The following is a 23,760-nucleotide window of genomic DNA, read 5'->3' on the forward strand; positions in this document are numbered from 1 at the left end:
ATTCTAGCTTTGATTTAATAAGGCCTGATGGGCGGCTAATTGGTTTATTTCATCCAATTCAGTTTGGCTTAAATGGACATCTGTTTGCACATCGAATAATGAGATATCTTGCTGATGTGCTATGGACTGTTTTATCGCATCAGTGAGCGCTAATAGGTTTTCAGCTTCTGTTTGATTCTCTGATGTTGCATTCATTTGGGTGTCGTCTGGTATTGGCTGTATCTCATCAAAACCTGGCTGCTGAATAAGCTTGTCATATGAATGAGTTTGTTGCATATCGATTGATAATTGACTGGTTGGCTCAATCGTTATTGTTGATAAACCTTCATTGGGCAGTGCTGGTTCCAACAGCTCTTGCGCTACTGGGCTTATTTCATTGAATAGGGCTAAGTTATTATCGAGATGACTAAAAATTGGCTCTACAGTTTGAGCTTCAGCGTCGGTAATAGGCTGCGGATCTTGATATCCGTATTCAGGTTTACCGCTGAGCAATGGTTCAGACTCTGGTTGAAACTCTGGTTCAGATTCTGGTTCAGACACTGGTTCAAAGTTTGGTTCAAAGTGGGGCTCAGAATCTAAGGTAAATTTATTGTAGTCATTAGACGCAACAGGGGGCATCGTATCTTGATGAATCGGTATGTCATCTGATATGACTGGTTCATCAATAGGTAAAATGGCGTCTATAGGTTGGCTTGATAATGGGTTACGCGACTGCTCATATTGATAACGAGCGACGGTTTGTTCCATTAACTCGATTTCAGCAAATACAGCAGCGGCAGTTGGAGTCAGGTTTCGATAGCCATGTTCATAATGCCGCACTTGCTCAAATTGTGCTCTTTCATGAATTTCTTGCATGATATCGAGCTGCATCATCTCTAACGCTGCTTCATCATTAAATGGATGGACTATCGGATCGTCGAGTTCCGTTGGCTGTGTAACCGTCATCGTCATTGCCATATTGAAAGCTGAAACGTAGGCGGCATTCGCTGCAAATGTATTGGCTGCAAATGCATTAGCCACAACGGCGTTGCTATCAACGGTAATTGTGATGGTTTCAAGCTCACCATCAGCCACATCAGAACCTAATGTCGCAATCGGATCGAGTGATAAAGTAATTGTTTCCCCGTCTGTCGCACCGCTTAATGTAAGCCCTGCGACATCTTCGATATTAACAATCCATTTATTGCCTTGTTTTTCACCTTTCGAAAGCGTCATGCCATCTGATAGGCCAAGAATCGTTAATGTTGCGGTTTCATTTGGTGCAGGGTTTTGCAGCTCTAAGCCCAAGTTTAAAGCGATATTGTCTGTTTGATTGGTCGTGAAGTCGGCAAATTGAGTCCAAATAGGCGGATCGACCTCTGGGGTTAATTCAATATCAAAGGACACGGTTTGACTTTGACTTCTATCGAGCTCTTCCGAGCCGAGGACTTCCGCAGTATCAATACTGGAAATTGCCATTTCAACATTGAGCGTGCCAAAGGCAAGTTCACCAGGTAATATTTTGACTTCTGCTAAGCTGACTGCTTCAACAATTAAGCTGGCGATATATCCACCTGAACCATTAGCGGTTAAAGCGACAAATTGCCCATCAATTTCTACCCCTTCAAGGTCGACAAGGGCACTGGCGTCACTGGAGGTGATAAGAAAATCAACAACAAAGAATTCACTCCCATCGAGATTAAGTAGTTCTGCGGCAATTTCTACTTTGATGTCATCGCCTTCACTACCCGTATAATCGTCTGGAGCAGAAATGATTTGTACGCCATCTGCGATAGGGCTGACGCCAACAATAAAGTCCATTGAGGTAGTCACAAAATCATCTGTGCCTAACTCTTGGGTGATGATGGATAAAGACAGTGGCATATCACCGTTAAAGTTGTGTGGAGGCTTAACGACTATGCTATCTAGTTGATCGGGTGTGACAGTCCAATAGGTTGTCGGAGTACCATTGAGTTGACCGCCATCAGCGCCATTGTTTGGCAGAATGTGTAAATCACCACCTGCATCTTGGTAATAGACAGTCGCCCCTTCTGGCACGCCATTAAGAGTGATGTATTGCACCTCTGAACCATCTAAATCAATTAAGCCGATTACTGAGCTATTAATGCCACTAAGCAAAATATCAGTATCTTCTGTACCGTTGATAGTGATTAGGCCTGCTGGAATATCAGCAGCGTCGGTTACTGGGTTTACATGAATCGTAATAGTGTCACTGAAATTGGTGGTATCGATGACATCTGCTGAGTCAATATCAGCGGTGTCACTGACTGCACCTGATATCTGTAACCTAAAGTCTCCACTTAAATGCTCGGGAGGCGAAAATTGTAATAAGGCCAGCGCTGTATTTAATGCAGCATTGGTAGAACCTGTGAATTCCCATGTATCTGTGGTGCCAGACTTCAATTGGAATAATCCTGAGTTATCAATTAGCTGACCGCCATCGAGCAGTTGTATGGTGAATAATTGGGCGGGATTATCAAGCACCACTTTTTCAACGCCACCATTATCAGCAGTTGGATCTAGATCCTCATAAGTAAGGAATAAGCCAAGTGGTGTCGGATCGTCCTCATCCATAGTATCAACTAATACATCCAACGAGAGGCCATCAGCGATAGGGGAGATATTAATATCCAGACTCTGGCTATCATCAACTAGGGTGTCACCACTGAGTGAGTCCGTTGCAATAATGCGTATAGGGATGACCATGTCTCCGGCAAAGTCGTCGGCAACATTGTGCAGTGTGAGGTTACTTAATGATGCTGTGGTAAAGACATATTCAATCACGTTTTCACCGCTGGCATCATAAAGTGCAATGACATCACTGCCACTGAAATAGCCCCCTTGTGGGAGATCGCTGGCAAGCACTCTAAAGCTAATCACATCATTATTATCGCTCGTGATGGATAGGTTTAAGTGGCCAGCAAAACTGATGGCGTTATCTTCGGTAGCCTCTACGGTCGTCGATTGCAGTGCCGTCACAGTTGAAGCTGTTGAGGTTGAAGTGGGTTGATCAAAGGTGACAAAAATATTGGCAGAAATAACTTCTGGGTCATCTCTATCTAGCACTCTGGCTTCTACATGAATAGCTTGCAAGAGTGTGATGTGGTCACTTGATATGGTCATTCCTTCTAAAATCGCCAGTGATTGTTCTTGAACTGAGTCACTGGTCATATTATTGCTAGGAATTATCCATCGGCCATCACCGTCGTTAATTGCGCCATTTGGATGGGTGACATACCAGCCGTCAGCACTTGGCATAGTAATAACGATATAGTCGAGTACTTCAGAGCCATCAATGTCCCCATCAAAAAACACAATATCATCGCCAATGGTAATTGGTTGGCCATCTGGACTATAAAGGACGGTGTTGTTCACCTGTAATCGTGTGATGCCTTCTACAACGGCATCGACTTCAATAGAAAGCTGACTCGCGATATCTTGAACCGAAGTTTCTCCAGTATCAGAGGTGTCGGTAATTTGATAAATAACGTCTAATGAGAAAGTGCCGTCAGCATCTTGTGGTGGCAGTATGGCTATACGTCCCGAGTTGAGTAGCTCTATTAATGTTGGGCTAAATTCATCGGTAAGTTCAGATAGTAATAGGCCTGAACTGCCCACGGTTATTTCAGCGCCATCGAATAAGTAAATGATCCCCTCACTAGAAGGAAAGATCGTCATATCTGTGATGCTTTCACTACCGTCAATATCGGCTAATAAAGCCGGTATTAAACTCAGTACAATAGGTTGATCTTCTTTGCCATTGCTGGTGGTAGTTAATGTTGCGGATGTTTCATCAATTACTGGGGCAATATCAATATTGAGATTGAGTTCGTATTGTGCACTATCGCCATCTAATTCGGTGCTTTCGACAAATAGTTGTAAGTTAATTTGACCACTAAAATCTTCAGCGGGTCTGATTGACAGTGCAGATAACTCTGCTGCTGTAACGCTATAAATAGGTGCTGAACCGTCAAAACCGATTACGGGTAAATTAACAATCTGGCCATTGCTGTCGACAAAGTTTGCACCGTCAGGCAAGCCCACAATGCGTAAGCTTAAACTTTCAGAGCCATCATCATCTGAGCTAATTACCGTAAATGATAGTGGAATATCAGTGTCCTCATTGAACGCCGCCACTGAATTGATATTACCATCATTGGTAATTTCCCAGACTGTGGGATCTGAGGTGATGGTAGGCGCATCATTGGCGACACCGGTGAGAGCTATCGTTATGGTTTGTGAGGCACTGTAATTCGGATTGGGATTGATAATACTGTCTATTGGATCGATACCATCTTGGGTAGTTTCTGTCGCATAGCTGCGAACCGAAATAGTAAAGTCGCCAAGATTTGCAGAGCTTGCGTCTGCTAAAGGCACTAGCATGGCTTCTGGGCTGGCAAAAAGATCGTCTACCGAGACAGTCCACACATTGTTGCCTAAATGGATGGCGCTTGGGGCATCAATCTGCCAACCATCTGGTAAGGTTAATTCAAAATGGAGGCTTTCAGAGCCAGATGTATCGGTTAATTCGCCAAATAAAATTGTGTTTAAAGCGATAGGCTGATCTTCTTGACCATTGATATCACGAGTCACTAATGTGGGTGCATCAGCAATTGGGGTGACATTGATGGTGATTGTTTCATTGGCGCTTTGCGCAGTATCGCCATTATCAGGCTCAGTCGAGATGGCCCTAACATCAAAGCTATATTGGCCCGCTAAATTTTCACCGACTGTAGCTTGTAATAATGCTAATTCATCTGCACTGATTTCTTGGCCATTGGCGATAGAGAATTGCACACCTTCACTGTTTGTACTGGTGAGCTGAATACCTAGTGCAATATTGAAAATGACATAGGTCATGACCTCAGAGCCCTGAGCATCAATGCCAACGACATCCTTAGTACTGGCTGACAGGCTTATATTGAAAGCACCATCATCTTCATTGACATCATAGGTAAACTGGCTGGTGTTTTCCCATTCAGGTGTATCGGCTACAGAGGCGATAGTCAACGGAACTTCAGTCGAGATTGACGGCTTGTTATTAATATTGACTGTGATTTCAGCGTTGATGGTTAAAGTTGCATCCGAGGCGTCTTCAGGAGGATGGAACACTAAGTCACCGCTAGGGATCGCTATACCAAGATTACTGATCAACAGATCTCCACCACTCAAGATATAGTTCCCATCGGCATCTAGGCTGACAGGTTGGCCATCTAATGTGAGTGTGCCACCTGCTAAAGATGCTTTGTTGATGACAATGCTTTGAATGATTTCCCCTTCATCAATATCGCCAGGCAAGGCGACGATAGATAAAGCCCCAGGTGTATCTTCGGTATAATTGGGGTTGAGCACCTTGATAGAGCCTGCTTTATCATTAGCCGTGATAGTGAGGTTATCAATGACGGTATCACCATCAGTATCGGTGACATATACCTGAACCACTTCACTATAAAACAGTTCATCATATTCAAAAATCATACTGGTTACTGTGGCTTTACCATTGGCGGTAATCACTAACGTTCCGTACTTAACTCCGGTATCGGTAAAGAGTTCAACGGAATCGCCTGCTGAATATTCTGTGCCTTTGTATATAAATTTACTGACTTGTGCTCCATCAGCGCCTTGTTGTTTTTGATTAAACAAATTAACACTGTGGTCAGCATTGTTTTCTTCGGTAAAGGTGAGTGATGAGTCATGCTGAATGGGGACATCATCTTGAACATTGATATGTATCGTTTGATTGTTTGAGGTATCGCCATCGGCATCGGTTGCGATAACGTCAAAACTGATGGTTAAGGTATTTTCACCATTGCCATCAGGATGGTCTATGGCCTCAAATTGCTCAAATTCAACTTTACCATTGGCGTTAAATCGCACTCTAAATACTTCACTACTGTCTCCGGCTCTAATTGCGGTATACCAGCCGTTACCATCAGCAAAATTACTGAGTAATATTGACTGCCCACTACTGGTATAAGCCCCAAAAGTAAAGCTGGGATTAATTTCAATACTACTAATATCATCACTGCCATTATCGATATTTAATACCGCACTGCTAAGTACGCTGTTGTTGTCGACTAGTTCACCTTCGTCGATTGTTAAGATGAGCGAAGAAGGCAGACTTGGAGATTCTCCATCGTAAATATCAATAGAAATAGTGGCGTTTATATCTGTGTTGTCGCTGTCGGTTGCTACAACATCGACGTTGATTTTGCTTTCAACCCCCGAGCCTGCGATGTTATCAATTGGGCCTAACATCCGCATTTCAAAATCAATTTGAGCTGTGGACTCGGCATCGATATGGATGTCTGTTGGCAGGCTCATTCTGAACACAACAGTTCCGTCAACTGTTTGTCCTTCTGCTGTTGCCCCGTCATTAGATATCACCCAATACACGAGTGACCCATTTTGAGTCACATCATTATTGTCTGCATCTACAACCACGTCGCCATCGGTAATGGCAAATTTGATATCGACGATGGGGTCGCCTTTAGCACTGATATTAATCAAGCCACTAGCACGGTTATCAACGCCTGGAGTAACGCTAGGCAGCTCGCTAATTTGCACTGTGATACCAGTAATTTCACCTGCTTCATCATCTTTTACTGTCAACGTCATCGTGGCTTGTGTTGTATCGCCATCATTATCAGTTATGAATAAGCCAAAGTTGATGTCGTCAGTATCAATTTGATCAAAAGGTTGATGGAGCGTTGTTGTATAGCCATGAGATAAAGTGTCAGATTCATTATTCCAGCCATTGTCGATCGCAATGGTAAATATTGGTTGAGCAGGATCGCCAGTATGTGCGGTCAGCGTTAATCCATCAGCGGATAAGTCAAATTGAATTACTTCACCGCCAACGGTGAGCTCAGGAAGCTGGTCAATATCAAACCCTAATGTGTCGATAGCATCGGCACCGACTTGAATATCAAACTGACCTGTTTGGGCAATAGGTGTTCCTATGAGATTTGTTTCATCAAAAATCAAGGTTTCAATATTATTGATAGCTGCATCATTGCCATCTTGTATGTTCCATTTAAGGTTACCTAAATCGATATGACTGCCATCAATATCATTGGCATCGATTAATGTGGCTAATTCCAGTGATTCAGCACTGTAATGATCTAATGGCCTAGTTAATGTCATCACCGCTGTCACATCGACATCATCGCCATTACTGACAGCAGAAAGAGATAAGGTAAATACAGTGACTCCATTTGCAGATGCAGTGATGGTTTTAGCATCTGGACTGAGGATATAACTGAGACTGTCGCCATTAGATGTTAGTCCTAAAGCGGTTAATGGGATTAACGATAAACTACTAAACACCACAGAACTGGCGACGATGGAGTCTGAACCTGCGGAAATAGTAAAAGAGCGTGAGTCTGTATTAGGGGAGTTGATAATCGCTTCTGCAGTCGAAAAGCTGACATCACTCATGTTACCAATTGCACCGTCAGCGATGATAATGGTACTGGTTGCAGATGCAATACTGCCGTCAAAGTCCGTAACTGTGTAGTCAAAACTTATGGATTGTTCTACGGTGTTATCTAGATTGTCACTTGCCTCAAATCGCCAAAAGCCATTGTATAAAACCGTTAATTCACCTTTACCCGTATCAATAACAGCTGGAGAGCCTTCTAATACGGGGTAATCGATGCCATTAAATGTGACGGTTTCGACGACCAGTGGGCCTTCGATAGTGTAATCGTTACCGGTTATCGAGCCCGTCATAGCGGTATCTTCAATGGCTGTGAAGTGATCGTCAATGGCTAATTCAGGGGTATCTTTTACATGCAGTATGGCGTAAGTGATGATTTGCTCAGTTGTGCCATCTGTATCCGTTTGAAGCCCCTCAACTCGAATTAATGTGGATAAATTACCTGTAGCAGGGTTATCCAGCGTTTGATAAAGGGTAACGTCGAGTTCGGTTCCGATAAGCGTCGCTTCAAGGACGAGTTCGTTATCTCCATCCCTAAAAACTTGGAAAGACAGGCCGTTTGGCGCGATCACAATCGACAAGTCTTGGCCATTAGATTGGTTTTGTAAAAGTAAGGATTGGTCAGTTGATAATGTCAGGTCGGCATTAGGAATATCAAAACTAAACTGGGCACTTGTTTGATTGTTAATGTTTAACACTAACTCATATAAATAACCATCATCAGGAATATCTAAATACGGCATTTCATCTGCAGCGGTATTCCCTGCAAGGTCGGTCACACTGACACTCATCTGCCAACTTACACGTTGATCTAATCCATCTACATCTAAGGTTTCATCAAACTCCCAAGTGCCATCGGCCTTAACATCAGTAGTAAATGTTTTGGTGGTGACTCCATCAGTTAGCGTTAGAGTGACTGTTTGGCCTTCTTCTGCACCTGTTGTGGTGCCAGATAAAGATGATTCTCGACCATAGGTAAATAACCCGACGTCAAACCCATCTGCGCCAGTATCGATATCAATGGTTACTTGAGTATCAATAAGGATTGTATCTACTGCTGTAATGGTATTGCCTGCGATATCTGTAGCCGTGGCAGAGGCAGTTAATAAGCCATCATCAAAGTTAAGGTCAACAAGATCTTGAGCGGTTATCGACCAAGTTCCACCTGCTAAAACGGTCGTAATTATGGTCGTTGATTTGTTGTTGGCATCGGTCAATGTCACTTCAATATTTTGACCTACCTCAATATCTGTGACGGTACCACTCACAACTACGGCTGATAACTCCGTTTGATTAAGCACATTATCATAGTCAATAATATCGACGGTGATAGAGGCTAAGATATCGACAGGCATTTCGGTCTGCGCTGTAGCGGGGTTACCTGCAATATCACTAACAGAAGCGGTGACGACTAAAGAGCCATCATCAAAACCTGATAAGTCTTGAGCTGCAAGTTGCCAAACTCCAGCAATGACTTGTGTGGTTAACGTTAGACTATGGCCTTGATTGTCGGTAATGACAACGGTGACGGTTTGGTTGTCTTCAACATCGGTTACCGTGCCCTGAATAACCACTTGTGTCATTTCAGTGGCGTTAATGACGCCATCATTATCAAGGATTTCAACCGTGATATCGGCAAGAATATCGACAGGTAACTGAGCGGTGGCAGTGGCAGGGTTACCTGCAATATCGTTAACGGTTGCTGTGACCTCTAAAGAGCCATCATCAAAATCCGATAGGTCTTGGGCTGGTAATTGCCAGATCCCACCATTGACTTGAGCTGTTAACGTGAGGTTATGACCTTGGCTATCAGTGAGATTTATCGTTACGGTTTGACCATCTTCGATATGGGTAACCGTCCCTTGAATCACCACTTGAGCCATTTCGGCGGCATTAATCACGCCATCGCTATCAATGATTTCAACAGTGATTTCGGCAAGGGTATCTTTGGCTACGGTATTGTTACCAATACTTGGATTGCCTTCAACGTCAATGGATAAGGCTCTTAGGCTGAGTTCACCTTCTGCTAGTGAAGATAAATCTAGATTATCTAACTGCCATTGACCATCAACAACTGTGGTATTGAAAATAAGGCGTAAGCCATTAATATCGGTGACCCATACAAGTACGTTCTGACCATCTTCAATATTAAGTGCTTCACCTCGTAAAGTCGTTGTGGAGACTTCAATCGCATTGAGCGTATTGTCATCGTCGACAGCTTCTATGGTGACAGCAGCAAGGGAGTCTTTGGTGACAATCGTAGAGGTTGAGGCTGGGTTACCTGCGATATCAACGGTGCTAACGGCAAACAGGATATCGCCATCAACGAGTGAAGAGATATCGGCATTATCAATTTGCCAATTTCCCGCTGTGATAGTGGTGGTAAAAGTTAACGATGTACCCAAAGAGTCAGTGACGATAATCGTCACGCTTTGGCCGTCTTCGACATCATTGACTTGCCCTGAAAAATCTAACCGTAGCATTTCAAAACGATTAATAATGTCATCACGGCCAGTGTCGACGTCGATATTAATGTCAGCAAGAATATCAACAGGTAACTGCGTTGCTGCCGTTGCAGGGTTACCTGCAAGATCACTGACCTGCGCAGTTACGAACAGTGACCCATCATCAAAACTTGATAAATCTTGCGCAGCGAGTTGCCATTCTCCGTTTGAGACTATCGCGGTTAACGTTAGTGTATTACCTTGATTATCAAAGAGCAGTACGGTGACCGTTTGGCCATCTTCAACATTCGTCACAGTCCCTTGAATCACCACTTGAGTCATTTCAGCGGCATTAATCACGCCATCATTATCAATAATTTCAACACTAATACTTGCTAGGGTATCAATCGGGAGTGGTAATGATGAGCTTGCGGTGTTTCCTGCAATATCTGTGACGGTTGCGGTTGCCACTAACGAGTTTTGATCAAAGGCTGACAGATCTTGTGAAGGTAGGGCCCAAAGTCCGTTAATCACAGAGGTTGTTACCGTTCGTGTGTTACCTAAATCATCGGTTAAATTGATGATAACAGTTTGACCATCTTCTACATTCGCCACGCTACCATGAAAATATACGTTAGTGATTTCTGTTGAATTGATAACACCATCATTATCCAGAAAATCGATACTAATCTCTGCGGTGGTATCGACTGGCATCGATGTCGTCGCCGTAGCAACATTGCCAGCGATATCAATGACTTCAGCGATAACGATTAGACTGCCATCATCAAAATGACTTAAATCTTGGGCAGGCAATGACCATTGGCCATTAATGACAGTGGTCGTGAGTGTTAATGCATTCCCGTGAGCATCAGTTACTCTTACTGTGACGGTTTGGCCATCTTCAACATTGGATACGCTACCTTGTATGCCGACTTGTGTTTGTTCTATGGCATTGATAACGCCATCATTATCGATAATGTCAACGGTAATCCCAGCTTGGGTATCTTTGATAATGGTATTACTACCAAATGCAGGGTTACCTTCGGCATCAATTGCCACGGCATAAAGGTGTAATACCCCGTCAGCTAAATCTGAAGCATCTAAGCCAGACAAACTCCAAGTACCATAAGTGACTTCTGATGACAGGGTGAATACTTGCCCTAAGCTATCAGTGATGGTGATGAAGATTTTTTGGCCATCTTCAATATTATTGGCAATACCAAAAATAGTATTGAGGTCATCAATTTCTTGCTGGTTTAATAGGTTGTCTGAGTCAATGACATTAATGGTGACATTGGCGATGGTATCTTTAATCACTGTAGTTGAAGCACTGGCTGGATTGCCTGCTAAGTCTGTTGTATCGACATCAAATCGTAATTCTCCATCAACTAAAGCTTCAATATCAGCGTTATCTATTTGCCAAGCGCCATTAATAACTTGGGTGGTAAAGGTTAATACCTGGCCATTGATATCGGTAATTGTGATGGTGACTGTCTGGCCATCTTCGACATCAACCACACTGCCTGAGAAATCGAGTTTTTTCATCTCGAACCGATTAACAAATTCGTCATTGCCTGTATCAACGCTAATATCAATATTCGCAAGGATATCAATAGGATCTGCTGTAGTGGCGGCAATGGGGTTACCCGCTATATCAATAACTTCAGCGGTTGCTGTGAGTGAACCTTGGTCAAAGTCGGAAAGGTCTTGAGCATCAAGCTGCCAAGCACCACTCATTACAGTGGTTGAAATTGTGCGAGAGTGACCACTGGCATCAGTTAACGTCACAAGCACTGTCTGACCATCTTCGACGTTAGTGACGTGACCTTTGATGGTGACAGAGATAATTTCTGCAGCATTGATAACATTATCATTGTCTTCAATTTCAATGGTAATGCTGGCGAGGGTATCTTTAATGGTTTGATCAGTTGCTGGTGCGGCTTCACCTTGATAGGTTGGTGCACTGATTTCTGCGGTAATCAGTCCTTCAGCTAGGGTTGATATATCAAGGCCATTCACTTGCCACGACTCATTCATCACCAATACTGACAATACAATTTGCTGACCCTGGATATCCGTTAGCGTGAGCTGGAGTACTTGCCCATTTCGAGCATCGAGTGCTTGTCCATTGATATCGACCGTAGGGACTTCAAACTGGTTTAAATAGCCGTCGTTTGCATCTTCAATATTGACAGATAAAGTTAACGTTAAAAAAGTATCTTGGCTGCCAACAAGGGAATTGATTGAGTCAGCAGAATTGAATTGTTCATCGCCTTGAGTGTCGTAACCAGATTGGGCAATGAGTGCATTGTATCGAGTTTGAATGATTTGATAGAAGTAGTTAAGGCCGCTGTTACTGACATTGTTACTGTTTTCACCAGAAGTATTTGAGCTGATAGAAACGGGTTCAGTCGAACTATCTTGAGCCGGGCTATTTTGCAGCCCTTCGTCTTTGGCTGAATTAATCAATAATGAATTAGGCAGCAAAACGCTTTGTTGGTCGACAACAATATAAGGGGCACTGTCTGCATTAATAAAAATACTTTCAGCATTGACGTCATGAATGGTCAATTCATTGCTGACGTTATCTAGCGTAACCGCATGCCATTGACCATCGTTCGCTACAGCGAAAATGCTTGAGCCAATTTTAACGTAGTACAACACATCTACACCATCAACAATCATTTGCATTCCTTAATTTCAATCCATTGTTGTCAGTAATCAAATACGTTTACCGCTTATGACGAGGATCACCAACAAATTAAGCGCAATTTAAAGCATAAACCTTGTTTTTTAAATTTAAAAGCGATGATGAAATATTCACCTGTTTTGATTCATAAAGATACAAAAAAAGAGGCCAATTGGCCTCTTTTTTAAAACAATCAATAATTTTTATTTGTCTTCTTTAAGCCACTGAGCAGCAGATTTGGCAAAATAGGTTAAAATGCCATCAGCACCAGCACGCTTAAAGCAAAGTAATGATTCCATTACGATGGCTTTTTCTGCTAACCAACCGTTTTGAATTGCTGCCATATGCATAGCGTATTCGCCACTCACTTGGTAAGCAAACGTAGGGACTGCTAGCTCTGTTTTGACCCGACGCACGATATCAAGGTATGGCATACCAGGTTTAACCATCACCATGTCAGCACCTTCTTGAATATCTAATGCGACTTCGTGAAGTGCTTCGTCACTATTGGCTGGATCCATTTGATAGCTGTGCTTGTTGCCACCTTTAAGGTTGCCTGCTGAGCCTACTGCATCACGGAATGGGCCATAATAGCTAGAAGAGTACTTGGCTGAGTAAGCCATAATTTGGGTATTCACATGACCCGCAGCTTCCAGTGCTTCACGGATAGCGCCAATACGGCCATCCATCATGTCAGAAGGCGCAACAATATCAGCACCTGCTTCAGCATGAGATAGGGCTTGTTTAACTAAGATTTCAGTGGTGATGTCGTTAAGAATATAACCTTCTTCATCAATAATGCCATCTTGACCATGAGTCGTGAATGGATCTAAAGCCACATCAGTCATCACGCCCAACTCTGGGAAAGCTTGCTTTAGTTCACGCACAGCACGTTGAACTAGCCCATCAGGGTTATAAGCTTCTTCAGCCATTAATGATTTCTTTTCAGCTGGAGTCACAGGGAATAAGGCAATAAGCGGAATACCTAATTCAACGAGTTCAGCCGCTTCTTTAAGCAATAAATCGATTGAATAACGTTCAACACCTGGCATAGAAGCCACTTGTTCAGTGCGATTGTTACCTTCAAGAATAAACATTGGGTAGATAAGATCATTTACCGATAATTTGTTTTCTGACATTAAACGGCGGCTGAAATCATGTTTACGCATGCGGCGCATTCTGCGCTGTGGGAACGCACTAGTAATAATATTCACATTCGACTCCTGAAATTAATTTGCTCTTATTCTGACGAAAACTCGCATACTCGGTTTCGTCCACTGCGCTTAGCTTGATAAAGCGCTTTATCTGCTTGTTCAAGTAACTGAGTTGGGTGGTCATCGGTTTCAATTACCGTCGCGCTGACTCCGATACTTACATAAAGAGGAATAGGGCTATCTTCCCAATCAATTGATAATTCAGATATTGCTACACGAATTTTTTCCGCTAGCAGCATCGCCCCTTCACTATCAGTATTCGGTAATATAATAGCAAACTCTTCACCACCAAAACGTGACACCAGATCGGTTGGACGTTTTAAAAAGTCTGAAATTGTTGTGGCAATCACCTTAATTGAGTGGTCACCAGCAAGATGCCCATGCTCATCATTAATTGCCTTGAACTTATCAATATCCACCATTAACACCGCTAATGGTGTTTGCTGACGTCGGCTAATGCGACCTTCGGCAGTTAATCGTTTATCGAATGCACTGCGATTTTTAACCCCAGTTAAGCTATCAATCGTGTTTTGTTGAGTGAGTTTTTGATTAGCGTCATTTAACTCGCGTAAGGTGACTTCTAACTCTAAGGTTCTTTGTGCCACCATTTGTTCAAGGCGTTCGTTGGCTTTTGCTTCAGCACGTAATGCTTCGTCACGATTCTGCTGTAAACGCACGGCTTGCTCAAGTGCTTTTTGCTGCATTTGCAGTTTAGCTTTGCGCTCGTCGTTATAGCGCATCGCCAATACTGCGCCCATGGTAATAACTTCAAAAGTTAATCCAATCATTACTGGGGTTTGCGGCAGTATTTGCAAATCTATATGGCCGAGATAAATCAAACCACTTAGCAACGAACCTATGAATAGCCCAATTCGCCCAATGGCATGAAGCCTAGCGTTTTTAGTGCCTTTTATGACTTGATACAAGGAAAAAAGAATCAAGACGAAACTGATAGTTATTACCGATAGAGCCAGTAAATAGAGTGCGAGTTTGAAGTCTAAAAAGGAAACGACCAAGCTTAATAGTATGCAGTAAACTGCCAGATAGCGCCCCAACAACAACATACGCTTGTTGTGATACTTAAGCTGCATGACCTTTTCTGTGAACATGAGAGCGAAAGCAAGAGCGATTGGAATTAACATGGGTATAGCAAGTTGCTGAAGCGTCGGTAAGTTTGGCCATAAATATTGAAATGAAATACCGTGGATACTTGTGACAATGACAGTTAGAGAAATGACATAACCACTATAATAGCTGTAACTAAATGAACCAGATGCTAGAGCAATAAATAAGCTGAAAATGCCGATTGCACTCAAGATACCAATTTGAAATCCATAGGCTAAACTTTGCGCTTCGATTGCATGGCTAAAGTCATTATTGCTCCAAAGTACCAGTGGTATATTGAGGCTCCCTCGGTTATTGATTTTGAAGTAGAAGGTATGCAGCTCACCTGGGTTCATATCAAAAGGGTATAAAAATAAATTACTTTGTAAGGGTCTGTGCTCGAAAGGTAAAGTGTCGCCCATCAGTTCCACTTGTTTTAAATCATTATTAACTAAGTGAAATAGTTTCAAACTGTCTAATAATGGATTATCTAACGCTATGATTCTTGATAAATGATCATTGGGGTTATAAATGCTGAAACTAACCCAAGTGTTTCTAGCGCCAATATGACGCATGTCTTTAGTGGTTAATTTACGCCAATGCTTTTGACCATTATTGTGCAGCTTTAGCCTTGCCAGCTCTTCAATATCGTTCGAGTCATGGATATATAACCAATCAATTAAGTCTATTTTAGTAATGGAGGATTCAGTCAGCCTGAGTGGGGTATTTGTGTGCTCATTGGCATAACTTTTAGCGCTAGTAACCAATATGAAAAATAATAACCCAAGGATAAAAAACGGGGTTAACTGAGGGACTGCCAGTTTCATTATTGACTGCCCAGCCTAAAGAAACGAGTGCTATTGGCATAACAATGTGCTGATAACTCTTGATAGCTTTGGCCACGTAATTTTGCAATGGACTCGACAATATAGGGCAAATATTGAGGTAGGTTTTTGCTTGATTTAGGCTTTGGCCGCATACTTCTTGGTAAAAGGTACGGGCTATCCGTCTCAACCATAAGGCGATTATTTGGGATTAATGGCACTATGTTGGCAAGCTCTGCACCGCGTCTTTCATCGCATACCCAACCAGTAATACCAATATATATATCTAAGGCTAAGCACTCTAGTAACTCTTCCTTGGAGCCAGTAAAGCAATGCAAAACAGCATTGGGCAATTTATGGCGGTATTGCTCCAAAATGCGAATGAAATCATCATGAGCATCTCGACAATGCATCAATACTGGCATTTGCAGTTGAGCTGCTAACGCTAATTGCGCTTCAAAGGCTTGACGCTGTTTATCCCGAGGGGAAAAATCACGATTGTAGTCTAAACCGCACTCACCTATGGCCACAACATGTTTACTTGAAGCTAATTGAGTTAACTGTGAGAGGCTGTCGCCATCCCAGCTACTGGCCTGATGTGGATGAATGCCTGCAGTGCTATAGAGTTTAGTTGGGTATTGCTGACAGAGGTTGGCAGACTCGATACTCTCGGTAATATCACTGCCGATAACGATTAACGGTGAAACATGATGTTCCACCGCATTGTTTATAACGCTGTCTATATCAGCAGCTAATCGACTACTCAGTAGATTAACTGCAATATCGATATGCTGTGACATGATTAGTTTAGACGTTTAACTCGCATGGTTGAATTACGGTCATCAGTGCCTAACAAATATGAACTTAGAGCCCCTTTTTCAATATAAACTTTGTAACCCACTTTAAGTTTATAGCGCTCTGTGCCGACTTGCTTCCAAGTTTGGTTGTTAGACAGGGTCACTATTAAGGAGCCATAAGGATCTTTCTTAACTGATGATACTTCAGCGTATAGACGCAGTTCATCTTCTTCAGCTGATACTTTCTTTAAACCAAACTCTTGCTCTACTGAACTGGCAGTTTGAGGCGAGGTTGTCGTTGCCGCAGCCGCAGCCGCGGCATTAGTCGTTGTCGTAACAGCAGTCGTTGCTGCTACTGGCGCTACGACAGCAGGTGCGCTTGCAGAAGCGGCAGAGGCTGCAGGAAGTTGAGTTGGAACTGGAGATTTTACTGAAGCCGCCAATGCGTCGTAACACATTAGGCGGTCTAATTTATCAGTATGGCTGGCACAATTTGCCAGTTGTTGCTCAATGTTAGCATGAGCTTGTGAAGAGATAGCCAAAGCAAACGTGGCAACCAAGGTTAAACGCATAACAGAATCCTTCTTTATTATTGTTTTACTAGTCCATGAGTATCATATGCAGTATTAACTGTCGGTACGTTCGCTCTCAGACTCTTCGTTATCTGTATCTTCTTTTGGCGTATATAGCTTCGCAGCTAATAATCCGCCTTCGAACAATATTAACATAGGAATCGCTAACATTGTTTGTGAAATAATATCAGGAGGTGTCAGCATCATGCCGACCACAAAAGCGCCAACGACAATATAAGGTCGTTTTAATTTTAGCTCTTCAGGTGTTGTTACCCCTGCCCAGCACATTAATACCACAGCAACTGGGATTTCAAAGGCTAAACCAAAGGCAAAAAATAGCTTAAGAATGAAGCTTAAATAACTGCTAATATCGGTTGCAACCGTGACACCTTCAGGGGCTACACTGGTGAAAAAGCCAAATACAACAGGGAACACAATGTAATAAGCAAACGCGATTCCTGAATAAAACAGTAAGGTACTGCTAATCAGAAGTGGCGTGACTAGGCGTTTTTCGTGTTTATATAAACCTGGCGCAACAAATGACCAAGCTTGATATAACACATACGGAATCGCCACAAAAAATGCTAAAACTAAAGTTAATTTGAATGGGGCGAAAAATGGCGCAGCTACATCGGTAGCAATCATACTGCTTGTTTCAGGCAGTGACTGCATTAATGGAATCGCCATGTAATGGTAAATATCATTTGCCCAGTAAACTAAACAGATGAAAACCAGCAAAACACTGCCGATAGCTCTGAGTAATTTATTACGCAATTCAAGCAAATGACTAATGAGAGGTAGCTGTTGTGACATTGATTACCCGCTAGCTTTTGGTATTTGAACTGGTAGAGTCGTTAGTTTGCTCAGTTGTTGGCGTGGCAACTTCAGTAGGCTGTGCCGCTGGCGCATCCTTTTTCACGTCTTCTACTTGGTAGGGACGATTAACTGATTGCGCAGCATCCTTTAGCTGATCAATAGACTCTTGTAATTCAGGAGATAGGTTAGACAAACCTTTGCTTTCTGCTTTTTTCAAGTCAGCATGAAGCTCTTCGATTTTAAGCTCTTGCTCTAATTCGTCTTTAACAGAGTTTGCCATTCGCTTTAATGAGCGAATCCACCCAGAGATTGAACGTACTGCACCTGGAAGTCTTTCGGGGCCGAGAACCACTAGCCCCAAAATTCCAATCAGCAGTAGCTCCATAAAGCCAATACCGTCGAACATAATGAATTACGCCTGTTCTTTGTCCTTTGACTCGGACTTTTGTTCAGTTGCCTGTTGTGAAGTTTTCGCAGTGCTATCTTTATCTTCTAAAGACTTTTTCTCTTCGTCTTCAGGATTCATAGCATTTTTGAAGCCTTTAACTGCGCCACCTAAATCACCACCTAAAGAACGTAACTTTTTAGTTCCGAATAACAAAACAACAATTAACGCAACGATAAGAAGCTGCCAAATACTGATGCCGCCCATGAACATTTCCTCTATAGAATAAACAAGTGATGTTGAATAAAGTCAAAATTATAACCTTTATTACATTGAGTATTATGAACCTCTAATGAATAAGTGCTAGTTAAAATTTCCGATTCTTTGGTCTGGATCGCCATCCTGTGAACCAAAGCACTATACCTGCAGTTAGACAAATATAAGAAGGCCATAGTGTAGCGTCTTGATTTAATAATAGTGTGCCGCAGATCAATAATACGGCAGATGTAATTAACAAGTAGTTACTTTTATGAGCTTTGTGTTGAAACTTCAAATACTTATCAAGCATTTGTTGTTGTGTTCCAAGCAACTTTCTGCCGGCTTTTAAGTTGTCATAGATAAGCTCTGGAAATTCTGGCAGTTTTTCGGCCCAATAAGGTGTCTTCATTTTAACTTTATCAAAAATTGCCTTAGGACCTACTTGCTCAGACATCCACTGCTCTAAAAATGGTTTCGCGGTAGACCATAAATCAAGTTGAGGGTATAGCTGACGCCCTAAACCTTCGATATACAGTAAGGTTTTTTCAAGTAACACCAACTGTGGCTGAACAACAATGTCGAACTGACGGGCTGTGCGGAACAGTTCTAAAAGCACATGGCCAAATGATATCTCATCTAATGGTTTGTTGAACATTGGCTCACAAACCACTTTAACGGCTTGCTCAAATGCCAGTACGTCTGTGTTTTCCGAAACCCAGCCTGATTCAATATAAAGCTGTGCAATTCGTTGGTAGTCACGGTTGAAGAAGGCTAAAAAGTTTTCAGCTAAATAGCGTTTGTCGACATCGCTTAATGTGCCCATGATGCCGCAGTCCATACCGATATAGAATGGATTGTCTGGGTGCTCACGACTAATAAAAATATTGCCAGGGTGCATATCGGCATGAAAAAAATTATCACGGAATACTTGAGTGAAAAACAGTTCTACACCACGTTCAGCAAGTAATTTTAAATTAGTGCCCTGAGCTTTGAGCGCCTCAACATCTGAAACCGGAATACCATAAACTCGCTCCATAACCATCAGGCGAGTAAAGCAATAATCTTCGTAAACATAAGGTACATATAAGGCGTCTGAATCTAAAAAATTGTTGCGAAGTTTAACTGCATTTAATGCTTCAAGCTTTAAATTGAGTTCACCAAGAATCGTGGTGCGGTAATCTTCAATCACTTCAGCAGGGCGCAGACGATTACCTTCACCTAAGAGTTTTTCGAGTAAGTCGGCTGCTTGGCACATGAGCTGTAAATCAGCTTTAACTTGCGCTTCAACATTAGGGCGGAGTACCTTTAGCACGACTTCAGCGCCATTTTCTCTTAAATTGGCTGTGTGAACCTGCGAGATTGAAGCCGAGGCAAGTGGGGTATCGTCAAAGTTATCGAATAGGCTTTCAATTGGCGCTTTTAATTCAGCTTCAATGGCTTCACGTGCTAAAGCAGAGTCAAACGGTGGGACTCTGTCTTGAAGCATGGCAAGCTCTTCTGCCCACTCATCATTTAATAAGTCACGGCGGGTCGACAACATTTGTCCGAGCTTGATATACACAGGCCCTAACTCTTGCATCGCAAGTTTTAGACGCTCGGCGGCAAGTTTATCTTTGTGTTGATTGCGAATCCAAAAAAAGCTATTACGCAGAAGAGAGAAGTACCAGGGTGTTTTCTTATGAGGTAAAACATCATCTAAGCCGTAATGTAATACAGTCTTGATGACTTGATAACCGCGCCTGATACTTGCAATTGTCATGGGGTAATTTTTTCTCTTAATTTATCAATTCGTGAAGCAATCGTTGAGGTCTCTTCGACAAGGTCTTCAAGATTATCACGAAAATGAATGAATTCTATTTGATGAGGCGCAAGACGATATTCTTCGGTGGTTAATTGGCCAACGTGAGAACGCGACTTTTCGAATATTTGCTTTGCAGTATTAGCAAAGTGTTTGCTGCCAGACACCAACATATGCGTTGGTGCATCACCGATATAACGAGACAAAGGCTCAGCAAAATCTAATTCAATATGCCGTAGATAATGGCTGAAGGTTTGCAGTAAATTGATGTCACCATCAAGTTTCAGTTTGTCTTGTTTAATCAGCTCTGTGAGGCTTTCGCCTTCAGATATTTGGTACAGTGTTGTGGCGTCAGCGGTAACACTGACATCCACTTCGCCTTCATAGATACTGAGCACTTGAATTTGCTTAGCAAATACCAAGTATAACGGCCATTCGAGTTGACTTAACTGAATGCAGAACACTTTGCCGTGTAAATTTTTAAGGCGAGCATATTCACCCTGATCTTGCACTTGTAGCTGCGTAATCGCAGTTTCTAAGGCCGCGCAAGTCAGTAATGAAAAATGGTTGGGTTGCATCAGAACTTATAACCACGGTGCAAGGCAACAACACCATCAGTCATGTTGGTGTAATCCACTTGTTCAAGACCTGCATCAATCATCATTTGCTTTAATGTTTCTTGATCTGGGTGCATACGAATAGATTCAGCTAAGTATTCATAGCTGTCTGCATCTTGAGTAATTAATGCGCCCATTTTTGGTAGCACTTTGAAGCTGTATAAGTCGTAAACTTTGCGCATTACTTCGTGTTGCGGTTTAGAGAACTCAAGTACGAGTAACTTACCACCTGGCTTTAACACGCGGCGCATTGATCGCAATGCTGCATCTTTATCTGTCACGTTACGTAAACCAAATGCAATCGTAATAATATCGAAGTGGTTATCAGGGAATGGCAGAGCTTCAGCATTGGCTTGTACGTAGTTAACGTTGCTGACAATACCCTTGTCACGCAATTTAGTACGACCAACTTTAAGCATTGAATCATTGATATCAGCTAAAACAACTTGGCCACGATCGCCAACTAAATGTGAAAACTTAGCGGTTAAGTCACCAGTGCCGCCAGCTAAATCTAATACTTTCATGCCTGGACGCGCGCCAGCAGTTGCAATCGTGTGACGTTTCCAGAAACGATGAACACCAAATGACATTACATCGTTCATGATGTCGTATTTAGCAGCAACCGAGTGAAATACGTCAGCGACTAAGTCAGCTTTCTTTTCTGAATCAACGGTTTTATAACCAAAATGAGTGTTCTTTGGGTCGCCCTCAGACATCTGTGTATTCCTATAATGTGCGGTAATTAACTGCGAGTGTATGCCATTGCTTGCTTTGCAGAAACTTTAATCAGCGAGAGTGTGATCCAGTTTACTAGAAACAGCTTGGAATGTAGCCCTGCAGATTTGATTCAGTGGTGTTACTTGACACTCTGCATAAAGGCGCCATAAAAATTGCCCTGCATTAGACCATAAATCTATTCGATATTGAATAGTCTGTAATTATTGAAAACATAGCATGAACAATAATTGATACGTTCAATGTAAATACAGGGTTCAATTTTAGTGAGCCAAATAGGCCAACTCACTAATATGAACTTAATTTTTTAATTAATGATTCACTTAACTGTTTCTTTAACCCTCTTTCAGTACTGAACTGGTTTTTTTGCTTGAATATATGCGTAAATCAATTCGCTGACACTTTGACCTACATCTCTATTGCCCGCGCTTTCACCGGCTTCATGGCATTGTGGCGCCGCTTCTGCAATGTGTAAATAAGCTGTTTGGCAGTGTTTGGCAATATAATGAATGTAATGACAGGCATCTAATAAAGGCACGCCAGCATAGGTTGAGGCACTGCTAGGCATTTTCGCAATAGCATCTACATCGAGCTCGAGTGCGACAGGTAGTTGGGTTTGATTTAAATTGTTAGCAATCGCTTTTAATGCATCTTCAAAGCTGATTTCGCGTCTTACCCATATTTGTTGAAAGCTATGCCAATGACCGCCAAACAAACTCAGTTGATCTAGGGTTGTTTCACTGTTTTTAAGCTCGTGTAAGCCTAATACATGATAATAAGCTAACGCCCCGTTTGCGGCGGCATAACTAAACCCATTACCGCTGTGTCTGCCTTCTCTTGGCCTAAAGTCGCTGTGAGGATCTAAGTTAACGGCAGCTGCAGCTTGATTGAAATGCGCCTTTGTCGCCATCAATAGTCCATAGGCGTTATTATGACCGCCGCCAATGACAATAGGCTCGAGATCTGCAGCAAGGATTTGAGTTACCACTTCAATGACTTGATTATCAAGCGCAGCAGTGGCCTGTCTTAATTGTTCTGTAGTGGCGTTACTGTCTATTGTTTTAGGTTCAATATTACCTAGAATCAAACATTCTCGGCCGTTGAGGTAACGATTCGACTGAAAATTAAGTAGCTGACCTAACGCTGCATTAAATGCTGTGGTTGAGCCCCCGCGGCCTAAATTAGCTCTTGGGCCAGCATCTTCACTTATTCCTAAGATAACAAATTGTGCACCTTGGGTTTTGGCATCTTGCAATGATTGCTTGAGCTGATTTGTCTTAGCTTGAGGGCTTTTTAGTAGTTGGACTTGCTGACCTAATTTAGTTTCGCCCTCGCGGGTGGAAATAAATGTGTCTAACCAAGTTTGAGTCATAACTTGTAGCATAGGGCCTACTTAAATTGTCGTCGTTATTATTATTGTTATTATTTGTCTTAATATAATAAGGGGTCATTGTTTGTACAAAATAGCATATATTCCTCATGTGAATGAGGCAATAAAAAAGCCAGCATAGCTGGCTTTAGTCAATTTAAGCAATGCTTAAACTGTTATTCAATATCTAATGCTTCAGGTGATAAAATTACACCTGTGTTATCAGCATAAATATGGTCGAAAGGTAAGAAGGTCACGCCACCAAAATTAACTGGGATTTCGACTTCGCCGACTCCATTGCTATCAGCACCAATTGGAATTGAAGCCAATGCTTGAATGCCAATGTCCATTTCTTCTAGTGCGTCTACGTCTCTAACTGAACCATAAACGATAATGCCTTCCCATTTGTTAGCAACAGCAATTTCAGCAATTGAGGCATCGACTAGTGCGCGGCGCATAGAACCACCACCATCAACTAATAATACTTTACCTTCGCCTTCAGCCTGAAGTGCGTCAGCAATAAGGCCGTTATCTTCGAAGCATTTAATGGTGCTAATAGAACCACCAAAAGAGCTCGTACCGCCGTAGTTACTGAACATAGGTTCGACGACATCAACAACATCTAAATACATATCACACAATTCTGAGGTGTTGTATTCCATAGTGACACTCCTTGGGGGTAGCGATTTATGACTTC

13 protein-coding genes are annotated in these 23,760 nt (G+C 42.3%); all 13 read right to left on the reverse strand.

All coding sequences use genetic code 11. From position 1 onward, the window contains the following. Positions 1-3: 3 nt before the first annotated feature. The 13 genes from K5Q58_RS09835 to rraA all read right to left on the reverse strand — a co-directional run bounded on the left by K5Q58_RS09835 (position 4) and on the right by rraA (position 23,725). Positions 4-12,570 carry an adhesin gene (locus tag K5Q58_RS09835; RefSeq protein ID WP_220753753.1) on the reverse strand — a complete coding sequence of 4,189 codons (12,567 nt, stop codon included), beginning with the start codon at positions 12,568-12,570 and terminating at the stop codon, positions 4-6. Between the two features lie 207 nt (positions 12,571-12,777). Next, entirely contained in the window at positions 12,778-13,788 is a 1,011-nt protein-coding gene (gene hemB, locus K5Q58_RS09840; protein ID WP_220753754.1) for a porphobilinogen synthase, read from the reverse strand. Positions 13,789-13,814: 26 nt separating this feature from the next. Next, positions 13,815-15,719 carry a diguanylate cyclase gene (locus K5Q58_RS09845; RefSeq protein WP_220753755.1) on the reverse strand — a complete coding sequence of 635 codons (1,905 nt, stop codon included), beginning with the start codon at positions 15,717-15,719 and terminating at the stop codon, positions 13,815-13,817. Beyond that, the gene (locus tag K5Q58_RS09850; RefSeq protein WP_220753756.1) at positions 15,719-16,516 is read right to left on the reverse strand and encodes a TatD family hydrolase; all 798 of its coding nucleotides are present in this window, start codon (positions 16,514-16,516) and stop codon (positions 15,719-15,721) included. Before K5Q58_RS09850 ends, K5Q58_RS09845 begins: the two co-directional genes overlap by 1 nt. Positions 16,517-16,518: 2 nt before the next feature. Then, positions 16,519-17,085 (reverse strand): hypothetical protein, encoded by a 567-nt coding sequence (locus K5Q58_RS09855; RefSeq protein WP_220753757.1) that lies wholly within the window; start codon positions 17,083-17,085, stop codon positions 16,519-16,521. Positions 17,086-17,139: 54 nt separating this feature from the next. Then, a complete protein-coding gene (gene tatC / locus K5Q58_RS09860) occupies positions 17,140-17,898 on the reverse strand; it encodes a twin-arginine translocase subunit TatC (RefSeq protein ID WP_220753758.1) in 759 nt (252 codons plus the stop codon). A gap of 10 nt (positions 17,899-17,908) precedes the next feature. Further along, entirely contained in the window at positions 17,909-18,307 is a 399-nt protein-coding gene (gene tatB, locus K5Q58_RS09865) for a Sec-independent protein translocase protein TatB (RefSeq protein ID WP_220753759.1), read from the reverse strand. Between the two features lie 6 nt (positions 18,308-18,313). Beyond that, entirely contained in the window at positions 18,314-18,553 is a 240-nt protein-coding gene (tatA, locus tag K5Q58_RS09870; protein WP_102526388.1) for a Sec-independent protein translocase subunit TatA, read from the reverse strand. Between the two features lie 100 nt (positions 18,554-18,653). Continuing rightward, complete coding sequence (gene ubiB / locus K5Q58_RS09875; protein WP_220753760.1) at positions 18,654-20,303, reverse strand: ubiquinone biosynthesis regulatory protein kinase UbiB; 1,650 nt, start codon at positions 20,301-20,303, stop codon at positions 18,654-18,656. Beyond that, the gene (locus tag K5Q58_RS09880) at positions 20,300-20,920 is read right to left on the reverse strand and encodes an SCP2 domain-containing protein (protein ID WP_220753761.1); all 621 of its coding nucleotides are present in this window, start codon (positions 20,918-20,920) and stop codon (positions 20,300-20,302) included. The genes ubiB and K5Q58_RS09880 overlap by 4 nt, the downstream gene beginning before the upstream one ends. Next, on the reverse strand, positions 20,920-21,675 hold the full coding sequence (gene ubiE, locus K5Q58_RS09885; protein ID WP_220753762.1) for a bifunctional demethylmenaquinone methyltransferase/2-methoxy-6-polyprenyl-1,4-benzoquinol methylase UbiE: 756 nt from the start codon (positions 21,673-21,675) through the stop codon (positions 20,920-20,922). Before ubiE ends, K5Q58_RS09880 begins: the two co-directional genes overlap by 1 nt. 365 nt (positions 21,676-22,040) lie before the next feature. Continuing rightward, positions 22,041-23,078 carry a formimidoylglutamase gene (locus tag K5Q58_RS09890; RefSeq protein ID WP_220753763.1) on the reverse strand — a complete coding sequence of 346 codons (1,038 nt, stop codon included), beginning with the start codon at positions 23,076-23,078 and terminating at the stop codon, positions 22,041-22,043. 161 nt (positions 23,079-23,239) lie between these two features. Then, positions 23,240-23,725, reverse strand: coding sequence for a ribonuclease E activity regulator RraA (gene rraA, locus K5Q58_RS09895; RefSeq protein ID WP_220753764.1), 486 nt, complete (start codon positions 23,723-23,725; stop codon positions 23,240-23,242). Positions 23,726-23,760: the final 35 nt, after the last annotated feature.

This window comes from Shewanella sp. KT0246 (assembly GCF_019654955.1).
Classification (GTDB): Bacteria; Pseudomonadota; Gammaproteobacteria; order Enterobacterales; family Shewanellaceae; genus Shewanella; species Shewanella goraebulensis.

Coding starts and splice junctions, on each gene's coding strand:
- K5Q58_RS09835 (WP_220753753.1), bottom strand. CDS start 12,570: ATGATTGTTGATGGTGTAGATGTGTTGTACTACGTTAAAATTGGCTCA.
- K5Q58_RS09845 (WP_220753755.1), bottom strand. CDS start 15,719: ATGAAACTGGCAGTCCCTCAGTTAACCCCGTTTTTTATCCTTGGGTTA.
- K5Q58_RS09850 (WP_220753756.1), bottom strand. CDS start 16,516: ATGTCACAGCATATCGATATTGCAGTTAATCTACTGAGTAGTCGATTA.
- K5Q58_RS09855 (WP_220753757.1), bottom strand. CDS start 17,085: ATGCGTTTAACCTTGGTTGCCACGTTTGCTTTGGCTATCTCTTCACAA.
- tatC (WP_220753758.1), bottom strand. CDS start 17,898: ATGTCACAACAGCTACCTCTCATTAGTCATTTGCTTGAATTGCGTAAT.
- tatB (WP_220753759.1), bottom strand. CDS start 18,307: ATGTTCGACGGTATTGGCTTTATGGAGCTACTGCTGATTGGAATTTTG.
- tatA (WP_102526388.1), bottom strand. CDS start 18,553: ATGGGCGGCATCAGTATTTGGCAGCTTCTTATCGTTGCGTTAATTGTT.
- ubiB (WP_220753760.1), bottom strand. CDS start 20,303: ATGACAATTGCAAGTATCAGGCGCGGTTATCAAGTCATCAAGACTGTA.
- K5Q58_RS09880 (WP_220753761.1), bottom strand. CDS start 20,920: ATGCAACCCAACCATTTTTCATTACTGACTTGCGCGGCCTTAGAAACT.
- ubiE (WP_220753762.1), bottom strand. CDS start 21,675: ATGTCTGAGGGCGACCCAAAGAACACTCATTTTGGTTATAAAACCGTT.
- K5Q58_RS09890 (WP_220753763.1), bottom strand. CDS start 23,078: ATGCTACAAGTTATGACTCAAACTTGGTTAGACACATTTATTTCCACC.
- rraA (WP_220753764.1), bottom strand. CDS start 23,725: ATGGAATACAACACCTCAGAATTGTGTGATATGTATTTAGATGTTGTT.